The 11,806-nt window shown below is 67.6% G+C and carries 10 protein-coding genes; 4 read left to right on the top strand and 6 right to left on the bottom strand.

Translation table 11 applies throughout. From position 1 onward, the window contains the following. The first annotated feature begins 81 nt into the window (after positions 1-81). The 4 genes from NWF34_RS14780 (at position 82) to NWF34_RS14765 (ending at position 5,141) form a co-directional block, all read left to right on the top strand. Entirely contained in the window at positions 82-2,163 is a 2,082-nt protein-coding gene (locus tag NWF34_RS14780) for a PhoX family phosphatase (protein WP_258325389.1), read from the top strand. 452 nt (positions 2,164-2,615) lie between these two features. Further along, the gene (locus tag NWF34_RS14775) at positions 2,616-3,077 is read left to right on the top strand and encodes a MarR family winged helix-turn-helix transcriptional regulator (protein WP_258325388.1); all 462 of its coding nucleotides are present in this window, start codon (positions 2,616-2,618) and stop codon (positions 3,075-3,077) included. A 48-nt stretch (positions 3,078-3,125) separates the two neighbouring features. Then, the gene (locus NWF34_RS14770; protein ID WP_024499061.1) at positions 3,126-4,394 is read left to right on the top strand and encodes an MFS transporter; all 1,269 of its coding nucleotides are present in this window, start codon (positions 3,126-3,128) and stop codon (positions 4,392-4,394) included. Positions 4,395-4,421: 27 nt separating this feature from the next. Further along, positions 4,422-5,141, top strand: coding sequence for an EthD domain-containing protein (locus tag NWF34_RS14765; RefSeq protein WP_159404649.1), 720 nt, complete (start codon positions 4,422-4,424; stop codon positions 5,139-5,141). Here NWF34_RS14765 and NWF34_RS14760 read toward each other — a convergent pair. From NWF34_RS14760 to glnT, 6 genes are all read right to left on the bottom strand, one after another. After that, positions 5,113-5,805, bottom strand: coding sequence for an XRE family transcriptional regulator (locus tag NWF34_RS14760; RefSeq protein WP_024499059.1), 693 nt, complete (start codon positions 5,803-5,805; stop codon positions 5,113-5,115). The genes NWF34_RS14765 and NWF34_RS14760 overlap by 29 nt on opposite strands. Before the next feature lie 52 nt (positions 5,806-5,857). Then, positions 5,858-7,054, bottom strand: a complete 1,197-nt coding sequence (locus NWF34_RS14755; RefSeq protein ID WP_159404648.1) for an FAD-binding oxidoreductase — start codon at positions 7,052-7,054, stop codon at positions 5,858-5,860. Then, positions 7,051-8,382, bottom strand: a complete 1,332-nt coding sequence (locus tag NWF34_RS14750; protein WP_258325387.1) for an FMN-binding glutamate synthase family protein — start codon at positions 8,380-8,382, stop codon at positions 7,051-7,053. The genes NWF34_RS14755 and NWF34_RS14750 overlap by 4 nt, the downstream gene beginning before the upstream one ends. Positions 8,383-8,462: 80 nt before the next feature. Then, a complete protein-coding gene (locus tag NWF34_RS14745; protein ID WP_159404646.1) occupies positions 8,463-9,209 on the bottom strand; it encodes a protein glxC in 747 nt (248 codons plus the stop codon). After that, a complete protein-coding gene (locus tag NWF34_RS14740; protein ID WP_006438067.1) occupies positions 9,197-10,093 on the bottom strand; it encodes a glutamine amidotransferase in 897 nt (298 codons plus the stop codon). Before NWF34_RS14740 ends, NWF34_RS14745 begins: the two co-directional genes overlap by 13 nt. A 67-nt stretch (positions 10,094-10,160) precedes the next feature. Further along, positions 10,161-11,522 carry a type III glutamate--ammonia ligase gene (glnT, locus tag NWF34_RS14735; protein ID WP_159404645.1) on the bottom strand — a complete coding sequence of 454 codons (1,362 nt, stop codon included), beginning with the start codon at positions 11,520-11,522 and terminating at the stop codon, positions 10,161-10,163. Positions 11,523-11,806: the final 284 nt, after the last annotated feature.

Raw genomic sequence — 11,806 nt, 5'->3', positions numbered from 1 at the left:
CCAGCAGAAGGCACCGTGCGTTGGGTGTCCGTTCACATTCGAGTACCCAAGGGTTCGCTTCGCCCCCCTAGCGTCCTGCGGGTGCGAATCCAGTTGCCGCTGTTCACCTCCGCCGGCCACGATGCCGGGCGTTCCTCGCGCGCATATGTGACGTGCCGCTACAAGTGCGGCGACGCCTGCCGTCACGATCCCGGTAACCGCAGCGACAACGCGTACTTCCGCGACGTCGTGCGCACCGCGGTGTCGCGTCGGAGCGTCCTCAAGACCTCGGCGGGTACGGCGGTCGCAGTCGGGGCGGCATCGGTGCTCGCGGCCTGTGGCCAGAGCGGATCGGGGACCGGCACCTCGACGACCGGATCTGCCACCGGAGATGCGCTGCCGGGTATGAAGTTCACGGCTGTCCCGGCCAACACCGAGGACGCGGTGGTGATCCCCGACGGATACCGCCAGGAGGTCGTGATCCGGTGGGGCGATCCCGTCCTGCCCGGCGCCCCGGAGTTCGACTTCGCCAACCAGACCCCCGAGGCCCAGGCCGGGCAGTTCGGCTTCAACAACGACTTCGCCGGGCTCATCCCGGTCGACGGCGTGCCCGACCACTTCTACCTCGTCGCCAATCTCGAGTACCCCACCGAACCGTTCATGTTCACCGGGTACAAGGACGGCCAACCCACCGAACAGCAGGCCCGCATCGCGATGGCCTCGGTCGGTATCGCCGTGGTCGAGGTGACCGCCCAGCCCGGCTCCGGCGCGCTCAAACCCGTTGTCGGCCAGCGTAACCAGCGACTCACCGCGTCGAGCCCGTTCCGGCTGACCGGTCCCGCAGCGGGCACCGAGTTCGTGAAGACGGCCGCCGATCCGGCCGGCACCACTGTCCTGGGGACGATGGCCAACTGCTCGGGCGGGCTCACCCCGTGGGGCACCATGCTCTCCGGCGAAGAGAATTTCAACGGTTACTTCAGCAACGCGAGCACGGTGACCGACCCGAAGACGGCTGAACGTCTCGAGCGCTACACCTTCGAAGACGATGCCGACGAACACCACTGGGGTCGCTTCGACAAGCGCTTCGACCTGGCCGTCGAGCCCAACGAGGCCAACCGCTTCGGCTACATCGTCGAAGTCGATCCACACGACCCGAAAGCTGTTCCCGTCAAACACAGTTCGATGGGCCGATTCAAGCACGAGTCGGCCAACATCTATGTCGTCGACGCCGGGCCCGACAAGGGTACGGTGGTCGCCTACAGCGGTGACGACGAGAAGTTCGAGTACATCTACAAGTTCGTGTCGAGCCGCAAGATGAAGAGCGGACTGTCGAAGACCGCACGCGAACACAACATGCGCATCCTCGACGAGGGGACCCTGTACGTCGCAACGTTCACCGCCGAACCCGTCGACGGCTCCGGGGCTCTGCCCGCGGCGGGCAAGTTCGCGGGCAAGGGGTCGTGGAAGCCCCTGCTCACCGTCAACGCCGACGGTACGGCCCGGTCGTACATCGCCGGCATGTCGCCGGCCGAGGTCGCCGTCTTCACCCGCGCGGCGGCAGATTCCGTCGGTGCCACCAAGATGGACCGTCCCGAGGACATCGAGCCGAACCCGAAGACCGGCAAGGTGTACTGCGCACTGACCAACAACAGCGACCGCGGCACCGACGGCAAGGCCGCTGCCGATCTCGTGAACCCCCGCAAAGAGAACAAGAACGGTCAGATCCTCGAGATGACCGACGACCACACCGGCACGGAGTTCACCTGGGAACTCCTGCTCGTCTGCGGCGACCCCGCCGCCGCCGACACGTACTACGGCGGCTTCGACAAGATCAAGGTCAGCCCGATCTCCTGTCCCGACAACGTCGCCTTCGACCCGCACGGCAACCTGTGGATCTCCACCGACGGCAACGCCCTCGACTCCAACGACGGCCTGTTCGCCGTCGCCCTCGACGGTGACCGCCGCGGCGAGACGAAACAGTTCCTGACCGTCCCCAAGGGTGCCGAGACGTGTGGACCGGTCATCGACAGCAACCGCATCCTGATCGCGGTACAGCATCCGGGCGAACTCGACGACCACTCCGCGGACAACCCGGCATCGCACTGGCCCGACGGCGGGAACTCCCAGCCGCGGCCGTCGGTGGTCGCGGTCTGGCGCGACGGCGGGAGCCCGATCGGGGTCTGACGCCTCACTGCAGAATCGCCACTTCCGCCTCTCCCGGCGCTGGTCCGACCGGCGCTTGTCGGGTGGCGGCGGCGATCTCGTCTCGGCGTGCACGGCGCATAGGTGCGCGTGCCCGTTGTGACCGCCTCCGGATTCGCGGTGGGGCTTCGACGCGGTGCCTCGCTACGCTCGGTACCGGCTCAGCCGGCGGGGTCGGTGCCGGCGGGATCGTTACCGGCGGGGTCGGTGCCGGCGGGATCGATACCGGCGGGGTCGGTGCCGGCGGGATCGTTACCGGCGGGATCGATACCGGCTCAGCCGGCGGGACCGGTACCAGCTCAGCCGGCGGGACCGGTACCGGCTCAGCCGGTGGATCGGTGGCGATTCCGCATTGGCCGGGGCGGCGATGTGTCGGCAGCGTCACACCCCTCTCGGGTATTACTTCGAACTACTAAGTATTAGGCTTTCTAAGCGTGTCCACTTCCGATCCCGCGCAACTCGCCCTGACGCTACGTCCCACGATCACCAGGCTCTACCTGGCGCTTCGCCGGCGCGCGCCGAGGGTCGAGCTCACCGCGGCGCAGACGTCAGCCCTCAACGTCCTCGCCGACACCGGGTGGATGCGCATGGGTGAACTCGCCGATCGTGAGTCCATCCGCATGCCGACCGCGACGTCGGTGATCGACGGACTCACCAAGCACGAACTGGTCGAACGCAGACCCGACCCGGCCGACAGACGCGCCGTCCTGGTCGGACTGACCGATCACGGCCGCGCCGTCGTATCGCAGATCCGCGAGGAACGCGACGTCGTCCTCACCAGTGCACTCGCCGCGCTGAACGACGAGGACCGGGCCGCCCTCGCCGCCGCCGGCCCTGCTCTCCGAGCCCTGCGCGACCGACTCGACGAGACCCCGACGCAACCGCCGAGCGCCTGAGTCCACGGCGCCCGGCCACGTCATCACTCCGCGATCGAAAAGGACCTCATGACAGTCACCGAGAACACGCCGACCACCGACACGGCGTCTTCTGAGAAGTCGCTGCTCGCCACGTTCCGCGAGCAACCCCGTACCGTGTGGATAACTGCTTTCGCCGCCACGATCGCCTTCATGGGGATCGGCCTCGTGGACCCGATCCTGCACAGCATCGCCGAAGCGCTCGAGGCGCCGGCCGAGAAGGTCACCCTGCTCTTCGGTGTGTATGTGGGTGTCCAGTGCGTCGCGATGCTGCTGACCGGCTGGGCCGCATACCGTTTCGGCCCCAAACGCACACTCACCGTCGGACTCGCGCTGATCGTCGTCGCCGCCGGGCTGTCCGCCTTCGCCGACGACATCGACCAGCTGATCGCCTTCCGGGTGATCTGGGGTCTGGGCAACGCGCTGTTCCTCGCGACCGCACTGGCATTCATCGTCTCGTCCGCTGTCGGCAGCCGACAGGGCGCGATCATGATGTACGAGGCCGCACTCGGTCTCGGCCTCGCGGTCGGACCGTTGCTCGGAGCGACCCTCGGCGAATGGACCTGGCGCGCGCCGTTCGGCGGGACCGCGCTGCTCATGCTCTTCGGCGCCGTCCTGTGCGCGTTCATGCTCCCCGCCGACGCGCCTCGCGCCACCCGCGACCGGGTGCGGATCGTCGATCCGCTGAAGGCCCTCCGCAATCGCACCCTGTCGATCTCGGGCATCGGTTCGGCCTTCTACACCGGTGCATTGTTCACCGTCATCGCGTGGGCGCCGATCGCCATGGGGCTCCGCCCGATCCACGCGGGACTCATCTTCTTCGGGTGGGGTCTGCTCACCGCACTCGCGGGCGTGTTCGTGGCACCCGCGTTGGCCAAGGCCCTGGGCGAGAAGGCCGGTGTGCTGGTGGCGATCTTCGCCTACGGTTCGATCATGGTCCTGGCCGGCGTCGGGACGGTGAGCGATCAGGTGTGGCTCATCGGACTCGCAGTCGTTCTCTCCGGCCTCCCGTCGGGTGTGCTGAACACCCTCTTCACCGACCTCGCCATGTCCTCCGGCGGAACCGACACCCCGCGCTCGGTGTCCAGCGCGGGCTTCAGCTTCCTGCGCTGGATGGGGGCCGCGATCGCCGCGGTGCTCGTGGCGTACCTCGCCAAGTGGTTCGGTTCCGATGCCGCTCCCTGGTGGTTCGCCACCGCCTACTGCGTCGTCGCACTCGGTGCCGTCGCACTCATCCAGGGCGTTGCGGACGACGAGATCGACGACGACGCCGCGCTGATCGGCGCCGAGGAGTTCTGACCCCGAACACCCGCTCGTCCCGGTACCGTGCGCGAGGTGACGTACTCGAAGGTGATCGTGGCGGTGCGAGGTGGTGGACTGGCGCGCGCCGGTGCCGAGACACTCGTCGAACGATGCGCGGCAGCCGGTGCCGTACGCGTCCAGCTCAACATCGACGACGACCCCGTCTCCGGCGCGATGCGCATCGACGAACTCGATCCGGCGATCGACGCGGTGGTGACGTACTGGGCCGGGGATGTCGACGCCGTACTCCCCGCGGTCACCCAGAGTGCCGAGGGGCCGTTCGCGGCCTGGGAGGTCACCGCGCGCGCTCCCCTCGACCCGGACCTTCCCGCCGACGGAACGCGCATCGACGCGCTGTCCAACATCGCATTCCTACGACGCCCAGCCGAGCTGGACCGCGAGGAATGGTTGCGGCGCTGGCTCGAGGACCACACCCGGGTCGCGATCGACACTCAGGCCACGTTCGGATACGTGCAGAACATCGTCCAGCGGGCAGTCACCGGGGACACACCGCGAGTCGACGCGATCGTGGAGGAACTGTTCCCGATGGCAGCTGTCACCGACATCCACGCCTTCTACGGCAGCGACGGCGACCAGACCGAACTGGAACGTCGAATGACGCTGATGCTCAACAGCGTCGCGCGGTTCGGTGCGGACCGACACCTCGACGTGGTCCCGACCTCCCGGTACGACTTCGATCTCTCCGCCGATGGCCTCAGACGGCTGAATCCGGAAACGCGATGACCGAGAGGAAGCGTATCGGCAGTTCGACCAGTTCGACCGGCCCGTGCGCTCCTTCTCCGTCGAGCTGCAACGCGTCGCCAGGATGCATCCGGTACACCGAGCGGCTGTGCGCGTAGTCCATCACGCCCTCGAGGACATACAGGAATTCGGTACCGGCGTGCTGGAACAGTGGCTGCGTCACCGATTTCTCGGTGAGGGTCACGAGCAGACATTCGAGCCGTTTGTGTTCCCCGCGAAGCGATCCGAGCAACTCGTACTCATGTCCCTCGCGTGAACCCTCACGGACGATCTCGTTGCCCTCCCCCGCCTTCACGAAGACAGCCGAACGCTCCATCTCCGCGCCGCGGAACAACGACGTGACCGAGACGTCGAAGCCGTTGGCCAGGCGGGCGAGGGTGCTGAGACTGCAGGAGGTCTGCGCGTTCTCGATCTTCGACAGCATCGCCTTGGAGATGCCGACGCGGGACGCCATGTCGCCCACCGACAGTCCCTGCTGGCGCCGCAGCCGACGCACATTGTGCGCGATCGCGGTCTCGAGCTCGAGTTCCTCGACCGACTGGTCGACGGGGCGTTCCCGTGCGATGCCAGACTGGTTCCGGATCAATGGGTCGTCGGTCACCTCGCCAGCATAGTGAGCGAGGTCGTTCACTGTCAGTTGACACATGTTCTCGCGCCCTCTCGTCGGTTGACCCCCCCTGCACACCGCTCGGGAACTCTCAGCGCATCTCCCCCGCTCCCACGTAGGGGAACCTCGTCTTCAGCGGATCGCCCTCGGCGAACCGGGTGAAGCGGAAATCGGACTCCGGGATCCGTGGGTCCGAACTGCGTCCGTCGACCACCAGATCGGCGATCAGCCGTCCCACCGCCGGCGAGATCTTGAACCCGTGACCGCTGAAGCCGACCGCCAGCACCAGACCGTCGAGCGGGCCCGCCGAGATGATCGGATTCCAGTCCGGCGTCACGTCGTAGCAACCGGCGTAGCTGCTGGTGATCGCGGGTTCGGTGAAGCCGGGGAACCGGGTACCGACCTTGTCGACGGTGAGGTCGACGAAGTCGCTGTCGACACGGTTGCTGTAGTTGTCCGGGTCGGCGATCTGGAGTTCCTTGAGATCGCTGTTGCCGAACAGGATCTCGCCTCGGACGTCCGGTCGCACGTACTGGAGTGAGACGAGGTCGGAGAACACCGGAACCTCGCCGAGATCCTCACCCGGGTGGATCATCACGATCTGCTCGCGGTGCACCGAGATCGGGACGTCGATGCCGTGCCGGCCGAGGAACGGCTTGGACCACACGCCGGTTGCGACGACGACGGTGTCGGCCGAGATCGTCGAGCCGTCGGCGAGCCGGACGCCGGTGACCCGGTCGCCGTCCACCAGCAACTCGGTGACCGCGGCGCCCTGGCGGATCCTGATGCCGGTGGCCCGTGCGGCGGCGGCGAAGGCCTGGGCGGTCTGGTAGGCGTCCCCGTATCCGCCGCGCTCCTCCCAGCCGAAGGCCGCGAACGGCTCCAGATCGGCCGTCGGCCACATCCTCGCGACCTCGGCGACGTCGATCTCCTCGGTCTGAACGCCCACTTCACGCTGTGCCGCAAGGCTTTTGCGCAGGTTCTCGACATTCGGTTCACCGACGCCGACGACGTATCCGGTCTGCCGGAAGCCGATGTCGGTACCGAAGATCTCCTCGGCCTTCTCGAACACCTCCAGCCCCACCGCCGCCATCGCGGCCAGCGAGCTGACGCCGTAGTGGCACCGGACGATACCCGACGACTTGCCGGTCATCCCGCCGCCGACGGTGTCGCGTTCGCACACGACGACGTCGGTGATCCCCCGCTGCCCGAGGGCCCACGCGGCGGCAGCACCTTCGAGGCCGCCGCCGACGATGACGACCGATGCGGTCGAATTCTGTTCTGTCACAGCCCACTCCCCGGAATCCAGTTGGTACCGGCCATCGGGACCCGCGCCATCGCCGCGGCCTCGATCGTGATGGCGACGAGGTCCTCGGGCTCGAGGTGCTGAAGGTGCGCCTTGCCGCAGGCACGGGCGATGGTCTGGGCCTCCATCGTCATGACGCGCAGGAAGTTGGCGAGGCGCTTGCCACCGAGGACCGGGTCGAAGCGCGCCGACAGTTCCGGGTCCTGCGTGCTGATGCCGGCCGGGTCACGCCCGTCCTGGAAGTCGTCGTAGTAGCCGGCTGCCGAACCCAGCGCCTCGTACTCCTCGGCATAGCGGGGATCGTTGTCTCCCAACGCGATCAGGGCGGCGGTGCCGATCGCGACCGCGTCGGCCCCGAGTGCCATCGCCTTGGCGACGTCGGCGCCGTTGCGAATACCGCCGGAGACGATCAGCTGCACCTCACGGTGCACACCGAGTTCCTGGAGTGCCTGCACGGCCTGCGGGATCGCGGCGAGGGTCGGGATGCCGACGTGTTCGATGAACACCTCCTGGGTGGCGGCGGTACCGCCCTGCATGCCGTCGACCACGACGACGTCCGCGCCGGAGTGCACGGCCAGCTTCACGTCGTAGTAGGTGCGGCTCGCGCCGACCTTCACGTAGATCGGCTTCTCCCAATCGGTGATCTCGCGCAGCTCGTTGATCTTGATGGCGAGGTCGTCGGGGCCGGTCCAGTCGGGGTGCCGGCAGGCGCTGCGCTGGTCGATGCCCTGGGGGAGGGTACGCATCCCGGCGACACGCTCGGAGATCTTCTGCCCCAGCAGCATTCCACCGCCACCGGGCTTGGCACCCTGGCCGAGGACGACCTCGATGGCGTCGGCCTTGCGCAGGTCGTCGGGATTCATGCCGTAACGCGACGGCAGGTACTGGTAAACGAGGTGCTTGGACTGTCCGCGCTCCTCGGGAGTCATGCCGCCGTCACCGGTGGTGGTCGACGTCCCGACCTCCGACGCTCCGCGGCCGAGTGCCTCCTTGGCGCCGGCCGACAGTGCACCGAAACTCATGCCGGCGATGGTGACCGGGGTAGACAGGTGCAGCGGGTACTCCGCGTTGCGGCCACCCAGGACGACGTCGGTGTCGCAGCGCTCGCGGTAACCCTCGAGCGGGTAGCGCGACATCGAGGCACCCAGGAACAGCAGGTCGTCGAAGTGGGGGAGCTTACGCTTGGCCCCCCAGCCACGGATGTCGTAGATGCCGGTCTCGGCGGCGCGCTGGATGGCGGCGATGGTGGTGCGGTCGTAGGTGGCGGATTCGCGGAGTCCGCGCTGCTCGACGCTGAGGTGTTCGGTCATGGTGATGTCACTTTCGATGTTGTGGCGCGAAGAGGGTTGGGGCCCTTCGTGGGTCATCGCCATCGCTCCTCGCGGGCGGCTCAGTAGGCGGAAGCGTTGTCCACCTTGAAGTGGTAGAGCTCGCGGGCCGATCCGTAGCGGGTGTAGGCGGTCAGGTCGTCGTCGCCGTAACCGGCGGCCTTGAGCAGACCGGCGAGTTCCTCGAGGTGCTCCTCGCGCATCGGCTTGGCGATGCAGTCGGCGCCGAGGGAGGCGACCTCACCGCGGACGTAGATGCGGGTCTCGTAGATGGAGTCGCCGAGGCCGTCGCCGGCGTCGCCGCGGATGACCAGGCGGCCGGCCTGCGCCATGAAGGCACTGTTGTGTCCGACGTTGCCGCCGATCACGATGTCGACACCCTTCATCGAGATGCCGCAGCGGGCCGCCGCGTCACCCTCGACCACGAGGAGTCCACCGTGAGCGGTGGCACCGGCCGACTGCGAGGCGTTGCCCTTGACGATGACGCTGCCGCTCATCATGTTCTCGGCGACACCGGTGCCGGCGTTGCCGTTGATGGTCACCTCGGCCTGCTGGTTCATCCCGGCGGCGTAGTAGCCGACATGACCGTTGACGGTGATCTTGACCGGCGCGTTGACGCCCGCGGCGACACTGTGCGCACCCGCCGGGTTGTCGATGACGATTTCCCCGGAGATGTCGCCGTGGAGTAGCGAGTTGATCTCTCGCAGTGCGGTGTTCGCGAGGTCGAAGTGGTGGTTGGGGCTCATCGTCTCCGCTTTCGCCGGGTCGGTGGGGGACTGGGTGGTGGAGTCGAGCGTCATCGCGTCCATGCGTAGACCACTTCCGGCTCGGGCTCCCAGATGCGGGCGTTCTCGACGCCGGGCAGCTTGGCGAGGGCGCGGTACTCGCTGGCGATCGCAACCCAGTCGTCGGTCTCGGCGATCACCGCGGGCTTGCAGGCGATGGCGTCGCGGACGACGGCGAAGGAGTCACGGTTGGAGACCACGAGGGTGTAGAAGCCGTCGAAGTTGGCGCAGACCTCCTTGAGGGCGGTCTCGACGTCCTTGCCGGCGGCGAGCTGGTGGGCGACGAAGCGGGCGCCGACCTCGGTGTCGTTCTCACTGTCGAATTCCACACCCTGCGCGCGCAATTCGCGTCGGATGGTGGCGTGGTTGGCGAACGACCCGTTGTGCACGAGACACTGCTCCGGGCCGACCGCGTAGGGATGTGCACCCGACGGGGTCACGGCCGATTCGGTGGCCATCCGGGTGTGGCCGACGCCCTGCCAGCCGGAAGCGGTTGCCAGACCCCAGGATTCGGCCAGGTCTCGCGGGGCGCCGACACCCTTGAGGACGGTCAGGTCCGAGCCGAAGCCGGCGACCAACGCGTCCGGGTAGGCGGCGCGGGCCGCGCCGAGGAGTTCTTCGGCGCCCACCGGGGCCGACGCGACCAGCGTGGCATCGACGAGCTGGGCGGCGACCGGCACACCGAGTGCTGCGCCCAACGTCGCCGAGACCTCGTCGGGCAGGACATCGAGTTCGAGCAGCGAGACACACCCGTGGCCGGAAGGTGCCCATTCGGGGTTGCCGTACACCGCGATACCGGCCGAATCCGCACCGCGATCCTGCATCTCGCCGAGCATCACGGCGAGCATCGCGCCGAGCCGGGGATGAAGATCGGGATTACGCAGATGCAATCCGACGATTCCGCACATGGTCGAATCCTTTACGTCGAAGGGGAGTTGGGATGTGGTTCGGTCGACGCAGCCTGGGCCGGCCGCGTCAGAAAGCGGTGAGGTACTGGTCGACTTCCCAGGGGGACACCGCCGCGTGCCAGTCGAAGAACTCCTCGCGTTTCAGGTTGGAGAAGTAGGTCGACACCTTGCCCTGGTCGGCGGGCCAGTCCTGGGGTAGTGCGGCGTCGAGCGCGCCCATGACGACCGCGTCGGACTCGAACGCCTCGACGGCGTGCAACAGGGTGAGTGGCAGATCCGCGATGTGGCTGGGAGCCCCGCCGACGGCCCCGGGGTCGAGGCTTCGCTTGATGCCGTCGAGACCGGCGCCCAGCAACGCGGCCGCGGCCAGGTACGGGTTGGCCGACCCGTCGCCACCGCGCAGTTCGACGCGTTGGTCGTCGGGAACCCGGATGTAGTGGGTCCGGTCGTTGCCGCCGTAGGTGGCCTTGCGCGGCGCCCAGGACGCACCCGACCGGGTGGCGGTCGCGCCGGTCCGCTTGTAGGAGTTGACGGTCGGCGCGATGACGGCCTGCAGAGCCGGTGCGTGCTCGAGGATGCCCCCGATGAACCCGTAGGCGGTCGCGGAGAGCCCCAGCCCGCGATCGTCTTCACTGACCTGCGGGAAGACCGGCTCGCCACCCTTGGTGAGGGAGAGGTGGAAGTGCAGTCCCGAACCGGTGCGATCGGCGAACGGCTTCGGCATGAACGTGGCGATCATGCCCTTCTCGGCGGCCATCGCCGAGAGGAGGTAGCGGAGGGTTACGACCCGATCGGCGGTGGTCAGCGCGTCGGCGTACTTGAAATTCTGCTCGAACTGCCCGTTGCCGTCCTCGTGGTCGTTGGCATAGTTGCCCCAGCCGAGCTGGTTCATGGCAGTGGACACCGTGGTGAGGTGCTCGTACATCCGGGTGAGACCGCGGACGTCGTAGCACGGCTGGTCGGAATCGTCGGCGGCGTCGGCGGTGACCAGCGAACCATCCTCGGCGCGCTTGAGCAGGAAGTATTCGACCTCGGCGCCCACCCACGGCTCGAAGCCGGCGTCGGCGGTCTGCGCGATGAGGGTCTTGAGGATGTTGCGCGGAGCGAACGGCCACGGCTTGCCCTCGACGTGCGGATCGCACTGGACGACGGCCAGACCTTCCTTGATGAACGGGATGGGGAGGAAGGAGCTGACGTCGGGAACGGCGATGAGGTCGGGGTCCTTGGGCTCCTGACCGATGGCACCGACCGCGTAACCGGCGAAACCGACTCCCTCCGTGGCGAGTTCGTCGACCGCCTCGACCGGCACCAGCTTGGCGCACGGCTTTCCGCGGAGATCGACGAACATGGCGAGGATGAACTTGGTGTCGTTCGCCGCACACAGCTCGGCGAGAGTGCCGGTGTCGGGGGTTTCGTTGGTGGTGGTCATGATGCGCTCCGGGGGTCGACTCTAGGTGTTGCCTGTCGGGATGTCCACTCGTGTGAATCAATGTCTACCGTTAGTAGACCGCCCGTTTGTTTCGAGTCTGTTTCCGCTCCGTGAGCGGTCGGTGTCGTTTCGAGCCACCCTCGCCGCCTGACGAAAGCACCCGGGGGTCCACCGTCTGACGGTGGACCCCCGGGCCGTTGTTCGTCTTCTCCGCGCGGTCAGACCTGCGCGGGTGGTGCCGATGCCGGCATCGACTTCTCCACCGATTCGGCAGCTGCCGACGG

It is taken from the genome of Gordonia sp. GONU (genome assembly GCF_024733855.1).
In the GTDB taxonomy this organism is placed as follows: Bacteria; Actinomycetota; Actinomycetes; order Mycobacteriales; family Mycobacteriaceae; genus Gordonia; species Gordonia amicalis.
This window is presented reverse-complemented; position numbering and strand designations above follow the sequence as displayed.